Source organism: Nitrosopumilus sp. b3, from assembly GCF_014078525.1.
Taxonomy (GTDB): Archaea; Thermoproteota; Nitrososphaeria; order Nitrososphaerales; family Nitrosopumilaceae; genus Nitrosopumilus.
Genome location: NZ_MU078693.1, coordinates 1 through 17973, shown reverse-complemented (window position 1 = coordinate 17973; position 17973 = coordinate 1). Strand labels below are relative to the sequence as shown.

20 protein-coding genes and 1 tRNA gene are annotated in these 17973 nt (G+C 34.2%); 12 read left to right on the top strand and 9 right to left on the bottom strand.

All coding sequences use genetic code 11. The features are described from left to right. Positions 1-18: 18 nt before the first annotated feature. Positions 19-480 (top strand): cupredoxin domain-containing protein, encoded by a 462-nt coding sequence (locus C6990_RS00105; protein WP_182127736.1) that lies wholly within the window; start codon positions 19-21, stop codon positions 478-480. Here C6990_RS00105 and C6990_RS00100 read toward each other — a convergent pair. Further along, entirely contained in the window at positions 477-827 is a 351-nt protein-coding gene (locus tag C6990_RS00100) for a hypothetical protein (protein ID WP_182127735.1), read from the bottom strand. The genes C6990_RS00105 and C6990_RS00100 overlap by 4 nt on opposite strands. A gap of 40 nt (positions 828-867) precedes the next feature. Then, positions 868-942: transfer RNA gene (locus tag C6990_RS00095), tRNA-Arg, on the bottom strand. 85 nt (positions 943-1027) lie between these two features. Here C6990_RS00095 and C6990_RS00090 point away from each other — a divergent pair. Beyond that, entirely contained in the window at positions 1028-2548 is a 1521-nt protein-coding gene (locus C6990_RS00090) for a tyrosine-type recombinase/integrase (RefSeq protein ID WP_182127734.1), read from the top strand. 13 nt (positions 2549-2561) lie between these two features. On the opposite strand, the gene C6990_RS00085 is transcribed toward C6990_RS00090, so the two are convergent. Then, positions 2562-2870: a hypothetical protein gene (locus C6990_RS00085; RefSeq protein ID WP_182127733.1), complete on the bottom strand. Its 309-nt coding sequence runs from the start codon at positions 2868-2870 to the stop codon at positions 2562-2564. Between the two features lie 96 nt (positions 2871-2966). Between C6990_RS00085 and C6990_RS00080 the strand changes: the two genes are divergently transcribed. Together C6990_RS00080 and C6990_RS00075 are read left to right on the top strand one after the other, a co-directional pair. Beyond that, positions 2967-3833, top strand: coding sequence for a hypothetical protein (locus C6990_RS00080; protein ID WP_182127732.1), 867 nt, complete (start codon positions 2967-2969; stop codon positions 3831-3833). Positions 3834-3964: 131 nt separating this feature from the next. Continuing rightward, the gene (locus C6990_RS00075; RefSeq protein WP_182127731.1) at positions 3965-4117 is read left to right on the top strand and encodes a hypothetical protein; all 153 of its coding nucleotides are present in this window, start codon (positions 3965-3967) and stop codon (positions 4115-4117) included. 487 nt (positions 4118-4604) lie between these two features. Here C6990_RS00075 and C6990_RS00070 read toward each other — a convergent pair whose 3' ends face one another. Beyond that, the gene (locus tag C6990_RS00070; RefSeq protein ID WP_255465044.1) at positions 4605-5447 is read right to left on the bottom strand and encodes a DNA-3-methyladenine glycosylase family protein; all 843 of its coding nucleotides are present in this window, start codon (positions 5445-5447) and stop codon (positions 4605-4607) included. Between the two features lies 1 nt (position 5448). Next, positions 5449-6714, bottom strand: a complete 1266-nt coding sequence (locus C6990_RS00065) for an MBL fold metallo-hydrolase (RefSeq protein ID WP_182127729.1) — start codon at positions 6712-6714, stop codon at positions 5449-5451. A 113-nt stretch (positions 6715-6827) separates the two neighbouring features. Here C6990_RS00065 and C6990_RS00060 point away from each other — a divergent pair, with 113 nt between their 5' ends. Next, positions 6828-7040, top strand: a complete 213-nt coding sequence (locus tag C6990_RS00060) for a hypothetical protein (RefSeq protein WP_012215921.1) — start codon at positions 6828-6830, stop codon at positions 7038-7040. 141 nt (positions 7041-7181) lie between these two features. Further along, entirely contained in the window at positions 7182-7484 is a 303-nt protein-coding gene (locus C6990_RS00055; RefSeq protein ID WP_007403030.1) for an ATP-binding protein, read from the top strand. A gap of 39 nt (positions 7485-7523) precedes the next feature. Here C6990_RS00055 and tgtA read toward each other — a convergent pair whose 3' ends face one another. Both tgtA and C6990_RS00045 read right to left on the bottom strand, forming a co-directional pair. Further along, positions 7524-9035 (bottom strand): tRNA guanosine(15) transglycosylase TgtA, encoded by a 1512-nt coding sequence (gene tgtA, locus C6990_RS00050; RefSeq protein ID WP_182127728.1) that lies wholly within the window; start codon positions 9033-9035, stop codon positions 7524-7526. Positions 9036-9066: 31 nt separating this feature from the next. Beyond that, on the bottom strand, positions 9067-9606 hold the full coding sequence (locus C6990_RS00045) for an adenylate kinase family protein (protein WP_182127727.1): 540 nt from the start codon (positions 9604-9606) through the stop codon (positions 9067-9069). A 73-nt stretch (positions 9607-9679) separates the two neighbouring features. On the opposite strand from C6990_RS00045, the gene C6990_RS00040 reads away from it, so the two are divergent. Further along, positions 9680-10867, top strand: coding sequence for a redox-regulated ATPase YchF (locus C6990_RS00040; RefSeq protein WP_182127726.1), 1188 nt, complete (start codon positions 9680-9682; stop codon positions 10865-10867). 1 nt (position 10868) lies between these two features. Further along, complete coding sequence (gene kae1 / locus C6990_RS00035; RefSeq protein WP_182128035.1) at positions 10869-11852, top strand: KEOPS complex N(6)-L-threonylcarbamoyladenine synthase Kae1; 984 nt, start codon at positions 10869-10871, stop codon at positions 11850-11852. On the opposite strand, the gene C6990_RS00030 is transcribed toward kae1, so the two are convergent. Further along, positions 11842-12165 (bottom strand): hypothetical protein, encoded by a 324-nt coding sequence (locus C6990_RS00030; RefSeq protein ID WP_182127725.1) that lies wholly within the window; start codon positions 12163-12165, stop codon positions 11842-11844. The genes kae1 and C6990_RS00030 overlap by 11 nt on opposite strands. Positions 12166-12202: 37 nt before the next feature. On the opposite strand from C6990_RS00030, the gene C6990_RS00025 reads away from it, so the two are divergent. Then, on the top strand, positions 12203-12823 hold the full coding sequence (locus C6990_RS00025) for a KEOPS complex kinase/ATPase Bud32 (protein WP_182127724.1): 621 nt from the start codon (positions 12203-12205) through the stop codon (positions 12821-12823). After that, complete coding sequence (rdgB, locus tag C6990_RS00020; RefSeq protein WP_182127723.1) at positions 12807-13355, top strand: RdgB/HAM1 family non-canonical purine NTP pyrophosphatase; 549 nt, start codon at positions 12807-12809, stop codon at positions 13353-13355. The genes C6990_RS00025 and rdgB overlap by 17 nt, the downstream gene beginning before the upstream one ends. On the opposite strand, the gene twy1 is transcribed toward rdgB, so the two are convergent. Continuing rightward, on the bottom strand, positions 13333-14361 hold the full coding sequence (gene twy1, locus C6990_RS00015) for a 4-demethylwyosine synthase TYW1 (protein WP_182127722.1): 1029 nt from the start codon (positions 14359-14361) through the stop codon (positions 13333-13335). The two genes, rdgB and twy1, sit on opposite strands and share 23 nt — an antisense overlap. Before the next feature lie 193 nt (positions 14362-14554). Here twy1 and C6990_RS00010 point away from each other — a divergent pair, with 193 nt between their 5' ends. Further along, a complete protein-coding gene (locus C6990_RS00010; protein WP_182127721.1) occupies positions 14555-16933 on the top strand; it encodes a thrombospondin type 3 repeat-containing protein in 2379 nt (792 codons plus the stop codon). A gap of 12 nt (positions 16934-16945) precedes the next feature. Further along, positions 16946-17973: thrombospondin type 3 repeat-containing protein (locus tag C6990_RS00005; RefSeq protein ID WP_182127720.1), on the top strand; the 1028-nt coding region annotated here is incomplete at its 3' end.

Genomic DNA, 17973 nt, shown 5'->3' with positions numbered 1-17973 from the left:
GAGAGGCGTAAAAAAATTATGAGTTCTCCTACTTCAAGTCATGCATATGGAATAGGATTGATTGCACTAATTATAGGAATGTCTGGAACTTTTGTCTTTTACACTTCATTTTATCTTCCAGAATCTTTGGCAAAACCATCAGTTGATGAGCATATCTTAAATCCTGAAAAAAGTTTACTGATTGAAATTGTTCCAGGTGCAGTCATTGAAGGAAACCAAAACTATGTTCCAAATAAAGCCGATGCATTACTAAGTGTAAATAATCTTGTAGTCTGGCAAAACAATGATGATACTGCACATACGGTCACCCCTGATCATAGACACTCTGATAGTTACAGTGGTGATTTTGGTTCTGAAGGCGTTCTTAAACCAGGCGATACATATGAATTCTTATTTACTGAACCACAAGAAGTTCATTATCACTGTCAACCTCATCCATGGATGACTGGATCTTTAATTGTAGAAGTAAGTAGATTCTAGACTGAATACTTTGCAAAAATTATTTGACTTTCAATTTCTTTGTGTTGCTCAATAATTGATGCTCTGAATTTTACTTCATGCTCTTGCTCTGGTTTGAATTTAATTAATGCCGTAAACTCTGCTTTATTTTCTGGCATTACATCTTTGTTGATAAATAATCTTGAAACATTCTGTGAGATATTTTTTCCATTGTATGATTTGTAAACTATGTGTTCATTTGAATCTAAAATCTGTGTATTGATCACAACTCCGTCATATCTACCTGGGTATGAAACCAAAATTGTTCCTTTGATTTCTGAATTAGGATGAATCTCAGTTGAATCCAGTTTGAATTCTATGTCTTTCACAAAACATCCCATACGAATCAGAATAAATAATTTTGTTAAGTGGGCCCAAAGGGCTTCGATCCCTTGACCATTGGATTAGAAGTCCAACACTCTATCCATGCTGAGCTATAGGCCCAAAAACCTAGAAATTAATTGCCATTTTAAGGGTTTAGCAAAAGAGACTGGCAAGTTAAATTCTACCAAGTGGCTTTAGATCTCTGATGGTAAAACAGTATTACCGAGTTATTGAGGAATTTGATCCAAATAAAGAATATGGATTACAAATTCGCAAACAATATGCAAAATGTCTCTCTGTACTAAAGAAGGGACAAAAAGTAAATCCATTAGAATTTACTGAAGAGCATCTCAATGAGTTTTGCAACAAGATACGATCTTTTAAGACAAACAGACTTGTCACGTATCATAGCTTTACTATAGGAAAAAGAATTGGGATGCTCGCCGAAGTTCCAATAGAGGAGAAAGGAATTGCAATTCCTCTTGTAGAATTTCGTAAATTAGAAACTGTTTCGTATTTTATGGATCAGTTAAAGGGTTCAAGATATCGTAACATTGATCCACAAAAAGAAGTTGGAACATCTAGTGCGTATTCGTATCGTTTATGGCACTTTAACAACTGGATTTCAGGCAAGAAGTTTGAGTTCACTACTGAAGTTCCAACAGGAAAAAATACCTACAAACGAGAAAAAGAGTTCATTACAATTTCAAGTGTTGAACAACTTCTCAAAATGTATCAAGAACCATACAGTGTAGCATCAGACTACATCAAAGTAATCAAAAAGTATATACTTGATCCAATTCATGAAGGAAAAAGAGCAGGTTCAATCAAAATTGATTATTGTGCAATAAAGTCATATTTTGAGAGAAATGATTCACCAATTCATTTCAAGTTTGATCCTGCAAATCGCTACAAAACCACCAATGGCGAAGACGAACAGCCAAGTTTGTCACTAGATGAATTCATGGAGTTACTAACTACAGGAAAACCAACTCTAGTTCAAAAGGCAGTGTTTTTGTGCAAACTTCATCGAGGTCTTGATACATCTACTCTAGTTGATAGATTCAACTTCCATGTTTGGGGACAACTAGTAGAGTATTTTGGAACTGCAAACTATTCTCAGTGGGATGTAAAGAACTGCCCAGTTCCAATAAAACTGACTAGAATGAAGACTGACTATACCCATACAGGATTCCTAGACAAAGACGCAATAGTTGCCATTCAGAAATATCTAGAGTTTAGAAAAAACAAGACTGGACTTGAAATGTCAGATGGTCAGGCACTATTTCTGAATGCAAGAAACGAACCAATTACAAACAACTGGATAGGAAATAGTCTCAAGAAACTTGCAGACAATGCAGGAATGCGTAAAGTAATTGATGGCTACAAGCAGGTTCGTTATACCATAAACTCCCATGAGTTACGTGACTTGCTAAAATCTACACTGATTGATTCAGGTGTGAGGATTGATTTGGCTGATGAATTCATTGGACACAAACCAAAAGATACCTATGAGAAACAAAGTATCCTATACACTGAGACAATGAGAACTGAATACAGCAAAGCATCAGATAGACTCAATGTGTTTTCAAATTTCTCAAGTTTTGTCAAAGGCTATGAGAACACTGAGGAGATGAAAGCAAAACTTCGTTCACTAGAAGAGCAGCAAATTGAAACAAACAAGGCAATGCTTACAATACTGAAAAACAAGGGAATTATCCCTTAGTTTTTTATTTTTATTAACCCATAACTCTGCATTCTACAGTTGATTCTCCAGTGGATCTACCTGTACATTTTATCACAATCCAAAATGTATACCACTTTCTTTCACATGTTACAGTTGCTGGATTTACAGTTGTTTGTGGAGGATTCATCAGACATCCATTTGCGCAACTTGAATTATTAATTTGAGAAACTAAATCACTACTCACAGCATTTTCTGCTCTAGTTTTTGCAGATCTTCTATTTGATTCCCGAAAAACCCCCCAACTAGTTCTAGTTTTGTTTGAGGTAAATGTATGAGAACCAGGACAAGGAATTACTACCATGTTCTGTAAATTTATTTTCTTTTTAAAAGTATTATGATATTACTTCTCATGAATATTGGAATAATACTTAATTATCTTAATACTATATCATTTCTATTGAGTTTTGAATCTTCAAATGATCCTTCTGTTGTAAAAAAATTAAGATCAATTGGAGAACGTGTAAGAGTTTTTGAAAAAGATCTATCTGAATTTAATGAATTTGTTAAAGAAAACATGCCAACAACTGAGGTAAATGAAGATTCTCTAAAACTTGAAACAGTTGAGATGCTAAACAAAGGTATTCCGATTCGAAATTTTTCTATGAAAGGTATTCATTTTCCATTGGATATCATTCCTATTGCATCTCCTATACTAGCAGGTGTTACTAGTGCTCTAGTTCTTCCATCAAATGTTAGACAAACTAAACGAGATGGATGGTGGCCTCCACTCCCTGCAGGACCACCTCCACCACCACCTAATGCTCCACCACCATTTCCTCCACTCCCCGCAGGTTTTGGTGATATCACACTTGATGATGGTGATCCTGATATGCCAGGTTGGGATCCTGTTAATCCAACTCCAAATGGTCATGGAAAAGTAATAGAGTACGATGATCAAACTGGTAAATTATCAATGTCTTCTGCTGGTCAATCAGTTGAATTAGATTGGGAAGATCTGAAACCACCACAACCAATTGATAGCGTACCACTCCCACCAGAACCTTGTCCTGATGGAAGCCCTCGTCCAAAACATGATCAAGTATCTGTTGAAGTAGATGAAATCAAAGCATCCATTAGAGAATCAAATTGTCATACCACAATTATCATTTCAATAAAATGGAAGATTACCCGTGTTCGTTTTCGATGTAGTGGTACAGGCCGTAATCGCAGATGGACTAGAGATCCAAATCAACCACGAAATCCTCCTAGAGAAGAATTCTCATCTAATCATACTTCAACTAGAGTCTCACTGCCACAAAACTAGAAAATTGACAAAATTTTGCTACACGAAAGCATAAAATCACACTGAACCTATACAATGTATGGCACATAGAATAAAAAATCTTGTTGATTTTTACTCAGTCATAAGCGGCAGGAAATGCCGGGGTAGTGTGGTTGAGTAAATCAATTAGATGCAAGAAACATAAAATTGAAATTCAGTTTCCTACAGAAGATTCTGAATTTACAAGATTAGCCGCAGAAGTCAGCGAACTAATCAAACACATTGAGAGAAACCCTGAATGCCGATTTTTTGAGGTGAAAGCATGAAAACAGTCAGAGATCTCTCTATAAAGGAAAAAAAATTACTAACCAAACTGATATTCGTCAGGACTCAGACAACTTCTGGACTGAACAGTCTGTCATTTCATCAAGAATACAAAACACTGTGTTTTTGTTGTTTGAAAACCAAGAAAATCTCAAATGAATTCTCATGTCTTAGAGAATTAGATCAACATCTATTTGATTTTCATAAAGATCTTAGTCTTGAAAATCAAATTGAGAATGCAATAATTGTGAGAGAAATATGCAATTATCTAACAAAAAAAAGAGGTGATTTCAAATGAATATTCTAGATGAAATTACTGCAATTTGCAGCAAGGAAATTAAAGATGAAGAAGAAAACATCAGACAAATTCTTCTAACTCTTTTTTCTGCGTGGACTGAGAGTCCTCAAAACACACGAATACTGGCACCATCTGGAGAAGGTAAGACCTACTTAGTCACAAAATTGGCAAATCTTTACTACATTAAGGGTTTACAGCCACTTTTTTTGAAAATTCTCTCTTTCCATTTTAAAGAGAAATTGTTGTGAATAACCTGCATATACTCCAAAATGATTTACAATTTTTTCATGTAAGCAATCATACTGTCTTTCTGTAATTGTTTTAGTGCTAATTTGAAATTCATTAGAATAGTATTTTTCTAAAATTCTAATCATCCATCTATCTAAAGGAAATGCTTCTAGTTTTTCTAATGAAAACAACATTACACAATCTGCAACTTTGTTTCCAACTCCAGGAATCCCTTGAATGATTTCTTTAGTTTCTTGATAATTACAATTTTTCAAGTATTCAAAATTAATTTTTTTTGATAGGATCATCTTTGATGCTTCTTTGATAAATTTCGCCCTATATCCCACCCCGCAACTCATAATTTCATCAATTGATGCTTTAGCAAGTTTCTCTGCTTTAGGAAATAAAAAAAACTCTTCATTGTCATATTCTACTTTGATTCCAAACTTCTTTGATAATTTCTCCAAACTCATTTTGATTTTTTGTATGTTGGAGTTTGACGAGACAATAAAGGAAATCAAACACTGGAAAGGATCTTGCCTGAGAATTCTCAGTCCTGGAAATTGTTTGACAGCTTTTTTTACTGTTTTATCTTTTGAAATGGATTTTACAATGTCACCTAAATTGTCATCTTTTCTCAAAAAATCCACTTTTGAATTTTGAAAAGAATTGATATGACCACTTTTATTTATGCGTATAATGTCTTGACCGTTTATCCCATACCAAAAATCATCCTTTTTCTTCCAAAGAAATACTTGGCCGCTATTAATAGAATCCTCAACATTTATTGCAAAATTTTTTTGCATCTTAGACTGTAATTTCGTCATTAACTGCTGGTGAATATGCCTCTAAACCAAACTTCTCATGAATCTCTCGTGCAAACATATCGCATGATTCAGAATCCCCATGTACAGTCCATACTTTGGGATTTCCCTTGATTTTTTTGATCATATCAAATAATTCTTTTTTATCTGCATGTCCTGAAAATTCAAATTGTTTTACCTCTGCCTCCACATTAAGATCTCTTCCTCTAGTTGATACCTTTCCCGTATCTAGCAATTTTTTTCCTGGTGTTCCTTCTCCTTGATAAGAAACAAGGGCTATTCCATTTTTACTATCAAAAGATAACTGTTGTAGATAATACACTGCATTTCCCCCAACTAACATTCCAGCTGGTGATATTACAACACATGGCTCTTCCATTGCACGTTTTCTATCTGCATGCTCTGTAATTGCAGTTGCACTCTTTATTGCATCTGAAAATATTTTTGGATCTCTTAGATACTCTGGATGCCTAAACATTATCTCATTTACCTTTAATGCCATTCCATCCATTATGATTTTATGTTTAAAATTTGCACTTCTTAAAACACATGCAATCTCTTGAGAACGCTCAACTGAAAATGATGGGATAAACAATATTCCTTTTCTATCCATTACTTCATTTGCAAATTCAATTAATTCCGCTTCTGATTCTTTTCTAGGTTTTTGTTCATTTTTTGCATATGTACTCTCAGTAATTAACAAATCAATTTCTCCAATATCCAAATCCATCTCTCGAAGCATTCTAGACCCATGAGTCTTGATATCCCCTGTGTAAAAGAGTCGTTTTTTCTCTGATTCCACTAGAACGGTACTTCCTCCAATTACGTGACCTGATTCTCTTAACTCAAAAGTTGCATTACCTTTTGTAATTTTTTGTCTAAATCCAATCTCTTTTGCATTTTTCATCATGTTATTTACTTCAGGCAAGTCAAATGGATGTGAATTTTTTTCAATTTTTAGCATATCTTCAATTAATAATTTTGATAAATCAAATGTTGGTGGAGTGGCATAAACCTCTGTGTTCCCACTTACAAACAATGATGGGACATTTCCTGAATGATCCAAATGAGCATGAGTGATAATTATGGCATCCAAATCTTTGGGTTTTACGTGAAGTGGGTATTGTGGGGGTGTTCCTCTTCTACCAAATAAGACTCCGTAATCCAGCAAGAGTTTTGTTCCATTACAATTCACCAAAAACCCTGATCTGCCAACTTCGTTTGCAGCTCCTAAAACTTTCACATTCAAGAATTATGATGATTTTTTATCGACGTTAAAACCTTCTTAGAGATAGCCCGATCATTATGCCTATCATGGAATCTACACAAGCTTTAATTAGTGTAAGCTAAGATTCGATCCTCATGGGAAGAAGCTTCCAAGAATGGTTAGGACAACAAGATCAAGCCGTCGTCGCTAAAACACGTGCTGGTGACGAAGCAAACAAACCACTCCTAAACCAAATTAACTGGATTTGGGTAAACAATCTGATGAATCAGAAAGCAGACCTTAATCCATCTTCAGCTGAACTACTTGACTGGGTAACCTCTGGTCAAATAGATGCAATGAGAAAATAAACGTGTAAAACACGTTATCTTTTTGTTTTTTAAATTCTTGAATCTAGATTCTGCGCATTTATTTTGAGTCGATCTTTTTCATAACAGAGTTATGAATTTCGATCATGGTTTAAATAGTGACCAAGCAATCTAATCATTGTAATGCCAATAGCAATACTTCCAGACATTGATGAACAAAGATGTATCGGATGTGCACTATGTGTAGAAATCTGTACAACTCTTGGTCCTGATGTCCTTAGAGTAAAACCTGTTGAAGGCTGGAAGAGAGGTAAAGCATTTGTATTTTATCCAGAAAGATGTATTTCTGATGGTGCATGCATCGGTGTATGCCCAACAAAATCAATCTTTTGGATGAGACCAATGAATTACACTGCTGGACAACCAGTACCTCTTCACAAAAACGGTATCTTCATCAAAGGTTGGGCAGAAGACGCAGCACTATAAGCTGAATCTTTTAGCACATTCTTTTTTCTTATTTTTAATTTAAGCAATTGCTTTTCGCTTGATTTCTTTTGAAATTGTTTTTACAAAATGTTTTAGATAATCATCTTTTTTGTCATAATGAATTTCTGAAAACTTGTTGTTTGCAAAAAACTCATTCCATGTCTGCTCAAATATTGGGAATTCTTTTGGTTGAAATTCAATTCTAGCCGTTTCATGGTGTGCTGCAGGAAATATATCTGAAATCTCAATTGGAATTAATCCCAAAATGGGATTGTACTGACATACTTGGAATGAATCAAATTCTTTGAATTTCCTTTTTAATCCCAAATACTGATTTGATAAATATCCTGGTTTTGTACTTGATTCTCTTGTAATGATCAGCTTCTTTTTCATTGATTTAAATTTTCTAACAATTCTATGATATGACTGAACTTCGGGACGATACTGATCTTCTTTGGAGAATAAGAAAATGGCTTTTTCTTTGAATTTTGGTGTACCCAACCCAAGAAATTCAGAGTTCTCAATCATCACCTCTACCATTTCAAATAATTTGGGATGAGCCCTTGCTTTCTTAATTACATATTCCCATAATCTGCCCTCATAAATTGCCTGTTTTACCCTATCAACTTCAAGTTTGATTGCATGCAGATTATGAATTGCCAATTCATTTGTTCTCTGTTCTTCATCAAGATGGCGTAATTCATCTGGTGAATATTTTGAACAGATTTCACAATTGCAAGGAAAAACTGTAATATCTGACAAATACCTAGTTCCATCATCAGTAATGTATCTAGATTTTTTAGCATAAAGCATGTATGATGCTGAATCAAACGTATCACAGCCCAATGCTATGGCAAAAGGAATTGTTAGAGGATGACCAGCACCAAAAAGATGTAAAGGTATTGAATGGGGCATCTGTTTTTTTGCAGCAACAATCATCTGTGCTAATAATCTATATTCATATGACTCCATAAACTCAACAGGACTTCCCAAAGCTAGCATCTGAAAACCAATCTTGACTAAACTCTTTGTAGACTTTGCAACAAGTTCAAAATGTTCTCCTCCCTGAATTGGCCCAATCCAAATTTGACCATTCTTTTCACTACTCTCAAGTGTTTGCTTTGATACTTGTAGAGTGTGTTTGACATATGCTTCTGCTTTTTTAATTGGCATTCCATATCCAGTTGGCTTATCAAGTGGAATTGCAAAATCCGTCAATATTCCTTTTTCAAATTTTGCCATTTCTGGAGGTGTTACTTTAACATCACCATATTCTAAAACCTGATAGCCACCAGAGTCCGTCATTATTGCGCCATCAAAATCAATTATCTTGTGTATTCCTTTCTTTATGGCATCATCACCATAATTATTTCTTGTAATGTATGCATTTGTAATAACTAAATCAAAACCAATATCACGGATTTTTTTTGATGGGATGGTCTGTTTAACTGGATGAATTACTGGAACATAAGCTGGCGTCTCAATTTTACCATGATTTGTGTAAAGAGTTCCTATTCTTCCAGCTAAATCCGTTTTTGATATTTCAAACAAGTAATTTTACAGTCTTAAAGGCGTTATTTAATCAATCAGCAAAAAATTTTCTCAAATCATTATTTTTTGTAACTAAATCAAGCCAATCAACATCTTCATTTCCTTTGTTATTGGAAATTATAGACATGATTCTTTCTTCACTTTCTTCAATAGTTTTACCTGTAATATCCATTTGAACTGCCTTCTCTTCAAATCTATTAATTGCATCATGTGCAATAACTCCTAAAATTTCACTACCGGCATTGTCTTTAATTTTTTTATCTGAATATTTTCGATTTTTGTAGACTGCAATCAAATCATATGGACTTTTTCTTAAAACAATCATTATTCTTACTTGTTTTTTGTCTAACACATATGGTGCTAAATGTCCTACAATCAAATTACTATCCAAAATTTTTTGCCCTAGTATTATTTTCAGCTTATCCGTATCAACATCTTTATTTTCTTCAAGTAATCCTGATTCTTTTGCAATATTGTTAATGTCAATAATGTGTAATTTCAATCTCTGAGCAATCTTTTCAGCTACAGTATGTTTTCCTACCCCTGGATTCCCAGTAATTACTATTGACATGATATAAAATCATCATGAACCAGATTAAACGATTTCTGCAATACTAATAAGTAGAATTGAGTTTTTGACAATATTGCAAATTGGCTTATTAGGTAAAGCAAATGTTGGAAAATCTACATTTTTCTCTGCAGCAACTCAAACTTCTGTAGCGTCAGGAAATTTCCCCTTTACAACTATTGAACCAAATGTTGGTGTGGCATATGTCAAAGCTGATTGTGCCTGCAAACACTTTGGGATTAAACATGAAAATGATTATTGTATCAATGGAACACGTCTTATTCCTGTCAAACTAATCGATGTTGCAGGATTAGTTCCAGGGGCTCATGAAGGAAAAGGATTGGGAAATCAATTCCTTGATGATGCAAGACAAGCTGAAGTCTTGATTCATGTAGTTGACATTGCAGGTACAACTGACATTCAAGGACAACCAGTTCCAGCTGGAACTCATGATCCTTTAGAAGATATAGCATTTGTTCAAGATGAATTTGATCAATGGTTTGCAGATATTCTAAAAAGAGAATGGGATAAGATTACTAGAGAGATAGATCAAAAAAGAGCAAAACTTACTGACGGTATTGCAAAGCGATTTACTGGTTTAGGAATTAAAGATTTTCAAGTGCAAGAAGTATTACAAAAACTTGGGCTTATGGCTAGAAATCCAAAGGAATGGAAAGATTCTGATATCCAAACCTTTGTCAAAGAGTTAAGAAAAAATACAAAACCAATGATTATTGCTGCAAATAAAGCAGATTTATGCACTGATCTTAGCATCATTGATAAAATATCTGACTGTGTTATTCCCTGTAGTGCTGAGACTGAATTATTATTGAGAAAAGCATCAAAAGCTGGAATTGTAAATTATTCTTCAGGTGATACAGGTTTTACCATTCCTAATGGAAAAGAAATTCCACCTCCGCAACGAAAAGCACTGGATCTGGTAAAGTCTGTTTTTTCTAAAATCCAATCAACTGGAATACAAAAAATTCTAAACACTGCAGTTTTTGATTCATTAAAATTCATTGTTGTATATCCAGTTGAAGATGAAACCAAACTAACTAACAAAGACGGTGTGGTATTACCCGATACTAAATTACTCCCTCTAGATTCAACTGCAAAAGATTTGGCAAGTTTAATTCATGCTGATATTGCAAAAGGATTTTTACACGCAATAGATTGTAAAACAAAGCAAAGAATCAGTGGTGATCAAAAACTAAAAAATGGCGACGTCATCAAAATTATATCAACATTAAGTCATGGATAATATGCTAGGTTTAGGAATTGAAAGTACTGCTCATACTTTTTCGTGTGCAATAATTGAAAAAAAAGGAAAAAAAGGAAAAATTCTTTCAGATGTCAGAAAAATTTATCGTCCTGCAGATGGGGAAGGCATTCATCCTCGTGAGGCCTCACGCCATCATATTGAACATAGCTCCTCTGTGTTATCTGAATGTCTAAAAGAAGCAAATTCATCTATCAAAGATTTAGATATTATTTCATATGCTGCAGGACCTGGATTGGGCCCATGCTTACGTGTAGGTGCTGTCGTTGCAAGATCTTTATCTTCTTTTTACAAAATTCCAATCTATCCTGTAAATCATGCATTAGGACACATTGAATTAGGAAAATTACTTACTGGTGCATCAAACCCTTTGGTACTTTTGGTTTCTGGAGGACATACAATGCTTTTGGCATTTCTAAATAAACAATGGAGGGTTTTCGGTGAAACTCTTGATATTACACTTGGTCAACTGCTAGATCAATTTGGAAGATCCATTGGATTTCCTTCTCCTTGTGGGAAAAATATTGAAGAGTTGGCATCAACATCATCAAACTATGTTACTTTGCCATATTCTGTAAAAGGAAATGATGTATCTTTTTCAGGTTTATTATCTGCAACAAAGGCTGTTGCTAAAAAAAATAAAATCGATGCATGCTATTCTCTTCAAGAAACTGCTTTTGCAATGATTAGTGAAGCTGTTGAACGTGCATTATCATTTACTCAGAAAAGAGAGTTAATGATAGTTGGAGGAGTTGCAGCAAACAAAAGATTGTCTGAAATGCTCAAAGATGTTTGTAAACGCCATAATTCCAAATTTTTCGTAGTTCCATTACGTTATGCAGGTGATTGTGGAAGTCAAATTTGTTGGACTGGTCTATTAGAATCCCAAGTGAAATCAGGTTCTTCTCTAAAAGATACTTTTGTGACTCAATCTTGGAGATTAGATACAGTCAAAGTTAATTATTAATTTCATCTATTTGCTTTTCAATACTTTTAGTCCAATCTTTTGTATTGAAAACTCCAAACTTGAAAGTCTCTTCGCCTTCATTTGTTTTTGCAGTAAAACATACTTTTTTCATTAGTAATCCTTCTTTCCATACTTTAATGACATCTTCTAATTTAATGTCTAATATAGTATCTCCAAAATGTTTTGAAAAATCCATAATCCTTGCATTAGTTTTATCAAATGCTAATCTCCTATTTGTTAATGTCAAAATTCCAGCTCCTAAATTGTCTTCAGCACAATCCTCTTGTTTAATTCTATTTTCTCCTTTTTCCATGATTAATTTTTATTGAATTCTTCTGGATATAACGTTAATGAAATTAATCAAAAAAGGTGCAGAAGCTGACATCTATCAAACCATCTGGCAAAACTCAAAAGCAATCTTAAAAATTCGAAAAGTAAAAAATTATCGAAATCCCTCACTTGATACAAAAATACGTAAACAAAGAACAATTAAAGAATCTCAAATGATATCTCATGCTAGAACATTTGGAATACCAACACCCTTAGTTTATTTTGTAAATTTAGAAAAATCATACATCATTATGCAAGAGATTCCTGGAACTCCTGTTCATGATTTATCTGAATCTAAAATTATCAAATTATCAAAAGAAATTGGAAAACTAGTTGGTAAATTACACCAAAATGGTATCATGCATGGTGATTTAACAACTTCAAACTTTATTCTGTTCAAAAACATGGTTTATGTAATCGATTTTGGATTATCTCAAAATACAATAAAACCTGAAGATCACGCAGTTGATTTGAGACTAATCAAAGAAATTCTTAACAGTGCTCATGCAAAAATTATGAAAAATGCTTGGAAAAATTTTCTTCTAGGTTACAAATCTGTAGTGGGTAATTCTAATTATGCAAAAATCACTAAATTGGTTACAGAGATAGAAAGTCGTGGTAGATATGCAGAAGTCGTTTGATCTATTCTTTGTATCCTCAAACAATCACAAATATGCAGAAGCCAAAAGCATTCTAGAAACTTTTGGAATCAAACTTGGTTTTCTAAAATCAAACTTGGAAGAGATTCAATCAAATTCACTTGATGAGATAGCAGTTAGAAAAGCAAAAGATGCATTTTCTAAATTTAAAAAACCTGTAATTATTGAGGATGATGGACTATTCATTAATTCATTATCTGGTTTTCCTGGCCCATATTCATCATACGTTTTCAAAACTATCGGTAATGACGGAATTCTTAATCTGCTAAAAAATAATAGAAAAGCAAAATTTGTTTCAATCATTACATATTGTGATAAAACAAATTTGCAATCCTTTCATGCAAAACTAGATGGAATTATATCGAAATTCCAAAAAGGTAAAGGTTGGGGATATGATCCGATTTTTATTCCAAAAAATTCACAAATAACATTTGCTCAAATGAATGAAAAAAATAAATTTTCTCACAGATACAAAGCTTTGAAAAAATTTTCTAATTGGTATTTACATAAGTAGGGATAAAACGATCAATATATCGTTCATTATTTTGTAAAATTGAAATTCTTGACACTATACTTTCATCCATTATTGAAAATATCTTACTTTGCTTTGAAATTTCTTCACTAAATTTTTTCACTTCTTCCATTTCTAACATGTTTGCATGTTCCAATCTATTTGTCGAACGTCCAATATGCATATATGATTTTATTTCAATAAAGTGGGGACTCGCTTTTCTAAACATTTCAGCAAATGCTGGAACCATTTCTTTTTGGTCATTATAATTTCTGATTAATGTGACTCTAAGTACTGTCCTTGTATTAAGATCCTTTAGCATGTCTAAAGTTCTATTCCATCTCTCCCATGAGTCATCATATTTTGGCTTGTTAATTCTGATAAATGATTCATAATCTGCAGCATTTGTTGACAAATACAATTGAGTAGGTAATGCATCTTCATCTTGTAATTTTTGAATCATGTCTGGCTCTTGTCCATTTGTTACAAGGAAAATTGATTTTGTTGCCTCTAGTGAATTTAGATATTTAATTAATTCCGGCAATTTTGGATACATTGTTGGTTCACCCGATAAAGAAATTGCGTAATGACTTGGTAACAATGATTCGTCTAACCTTTGTTTATCATTTCTAGAATCGCCATAGTATCCATTGATCAGTTTTTTTCTTTCAGCCATTAGTTTTGTTAGAATTTCTTTTGGTTCTGCAACTTGCTCTGGTTCCATTTTCATTGAATCATAAAATTCCATAGGTCTCCAGCAATACACACAACGATTCTCACAATGCATCCCTGCAGGAGAAAACTCCATGCATCTATGAGTTGAAATACCATAAAACTTGTGTTTGTAACAACTTCCTTCATGTTTGAATGATTTTTTTGTCCAATGACATAATTCTACTGTAGAATGATCTGCAACACCATACTTTGCTTTTTTTAATTGAGCAGAGATTGCAGGCTTGATCTGAATTAATGGATCATCTGCTTCAACTACTTCGCCTGAGCAACTCATATTCCAAATCTTGCTCTGGTTTACTTAAATTGATCGAGTTTTTCTCCAAGATGGAAAATATTTTCAAAATAATTAAAAATCTAAGCCGATTTCAGAGTGAGGTTTAATTACTGGATCCTCTGGGTAATTTTAGGCATTGAAAAAAATACACATTTTACCATTCCTATTGTTGCTTGTAACTACATTAACCAGCATGCCTATCAGTCCAGCTTTTGCTGATGATGACTTGGACAAAGATGGTGTTGATGATTCAATTGATGCTTGTCCTAATCTACGAGAAGATAATGAGGGCGCAATTGATGGTTGTCCGTCAAATTTTGTCCCATGGTATGATGAAGACTTTGATGGAATAGAAGATCATCTTGATCAATGCCCAACTCTTAAAGAGAGATATAATCAATTCCAAGATGAAGACGGATGTCCTGATTTATCTCCAAGTGGAGGACCAGGTGGATTGCCAGATTCTGATGGTGATGGTTTTACTGATATTGTAGATAATTGTCCTAATCAACCTGAAACATTCAATGGTGTCTTAGACACAGATGGTTGTCCTGATGATTTTGGTAAAGGTGACCGAGATAGAGATGGTGTTCCAGATGCTGCTGATAAATGTCCACTAAGTGCTGAGACTTACAATAGATTCCAAGACTTGGATGGTTGTCCTGATTCAGTTAGTGATGCTACTTTCATTGATACTGATAACGATGGTTTACAAGATAAAGTTGATTTATGTCCTACAGAACCTGAAGTGTATAACGGTTACAGAGATACAGACGGTTGCCCTGATGTTTTACTAGATACTTCGTTTAATGATAAAGATGGTGATGGAATTGCAGATAGATTTGATACTTGTCCTAATCAACCTGAAACTTTTAACAGATTTGCAGATTATGATGGATGTCCTGATTCAGCTCCGTCATTTGATGGGACACTAAATGATGCAGATGGTGATAGAATTAAAGATGTTAATGATACATGCCCATTAGAACCAGAACGATACAACGGATTCCAAGATGAAGATGGGTGTCCTGACATTCCACCTTATTCAAGTGATGTAGATTCTGATCTTGATGGAATTCCTAATAGTATTGATCAATGTCCTGAAGTAAAAGAAACTTACAATAGATTCCAAGACTTGGACGGTTGCCCTGACTTTGTTGGTGTTGACAAAGGAATGCCAGATACGGATGGTGATGGAATTAATGATTACACTGATCTTTGTCCTAATCAACCTGAAACATTCAATGGTGTGTTTGATAGAGACGGTTGTCCTGATACATTATCTACACAAGATAGAGATAGAGATGGCGTTCCAGATGGTTTAGATAAATGTCCCACTGCAAAAGAAACTTACAATACATATCAAGATGAAGACGGTTGTCCTGATAGTGTATCTGGATTATCTAACTTAGACTTTGATAGAGACGGAATTTCTGATTTGTCCGATAAATGTCCACTTCAACCTGAAACTGTAAATGGATATCATGATTTGGACGGTTGTCCTGATGTTGCAGTGTTAGATTCTGATGGTGATGGAATTAGAGATGATTTAGACAAATGTCCTACGTCCGCTGAAACTTGGAATAGATACCAAGATCATGATGGTTGTCCTGATAACCCATCAGAAGCAGATTCTGACTTTGATGGTATTTTAGACTCAGTAGATCAATGCCCACTTGATAGAGAAAGATACAACGGATTCCAAGATGAAGACGGTTGTCCTGATTACCCTGATTATATTACAAGCTTAGATTCTGATTATGATGGAATTATTGATTCAAAAGATCAATGCCCATTAGCACCAGAAACTTACAACAAATTCCAAGACTTGGATGGTTGTCCTGATTCTGTTGCAGATAACAAAGGAATTCCAGATACTGATAAAGATGGTATTAATGATTATAATGATCATTGTCCTAACCAACCAGAAACCTATAATGGAATTCTTGATAGAGATGGATGTCCTGATGATTACATTGGAAAGAATGACCGAGATCTAGATGGCATTCCAGATGCAATTGATGCATGTCCAACTGCAAAAGAAACTTACAACAAATTCCAAGATGATGACGGTTGTCCTGATACTGTGTTTAAAACACTAGTAGTTGATACTGATAATGATGGCATCAATGATGTTTATGATGATTGCCCACTAGTTGCTGAAAATTATAATGGATTCTTTGATGAAGATGGATGTCCTGATGTTGATGATACCCAACCAGATTCTGATGGTGATGGTGTACCTGATGTGATGGATATGTGTCCAAAACAAGATGAAGTTTGGAACAAATATGTTGATTATGACGGCTGTCCTGACACATTACCAATTGGTGAACTAAGAATTGATTCTGATGGTGATGGATTCTTTGATGATATTGACTTGTGTCCTAATGAAAAGGAATCATGGAACAAGTATCTAGATGATGACGGCTGTCCTGATATTGTACCTGAACAATCAAGATTCAAACATGATTCTGACTTGGATGATATTCCTGATGGCTACGATTTCTGTCCTCTAGAACCTGAAGATTATGATGGTGATACAGATTCTGACGGATGTCCTGACAATTAGGAGTGTCTGAAAATGAATAAACAATTTCTTTTAGGATTTTTGATTTTACTTATTTCAACTATGGGTATGCTGCCAAGTGGTGTTTCTGCTGCTTCTGGAATTGATACTGATGGAGACGGTGTCCCAAATAATATTGATCAATGCCCTAACCTTTTAGAAGATTATGATCCACAATATGGAAACAATATTGATGGATGCCCTGCTGATTTTGTTCCATGGTATGATGCTGATTATGATGGTGTAGAAGATCATATTGATGATTGCCCAACTGTCAAAGAAACTTACAATAGAATTTTAGATGAAGACGGTTGCCCTGATTTGTCTATTTATGCTGAACAAAAAATAGCTGATTCTGATAATGACGGTTATCCAGATTATATGGATTCTTGTCCAAACCAACCTGAAACTTTTAATGGAATTGATGATAAAGACGGCTGTCCTGATAATTATAACACAATTAGAGATACTGATAGAGATGGAATTTCTGATTCATTAGATGATTGTCCATTACAACCTGAAACTTACAATAGATACCAAGATGAAGACGGTTGTCCAGATACTACTGATTCCACAATTCTACAATATCAATTCCCAGATTCTGATGGTGATGGAATTATTGATAGATGGGATTCGTGTATTGATGAGCCTGAAAACTTTAATGATTATTTAGATTGGGATGGTTGTCCAGATATTCCTGGAGTTAATTCTTTAGAGGCACCTGATGCTGATTATGATGGTATTCCAGATGATAAGGATCAATGTCCATTAGACCGTGAAAATTATAATAAATTTGAAGATTCTGACGGTTGCCCAGATAGTATTGTTTACAAAACAGTTGGTGATGTTGACGGTGATGGACTATTAGATCAAAACGATTTATGTCCATTCAGTCCTGAAACTTATAATAAATTCCAAGACTCAGACGGCTGTCCAGATTATGTAGCAGACAACAAATTTGCATTTGATACTGATAATGATGGAATTATTGACAACTTAGATTCTTGTCCTAACCAACCTGAAACTTACAATGGATTCCAAGA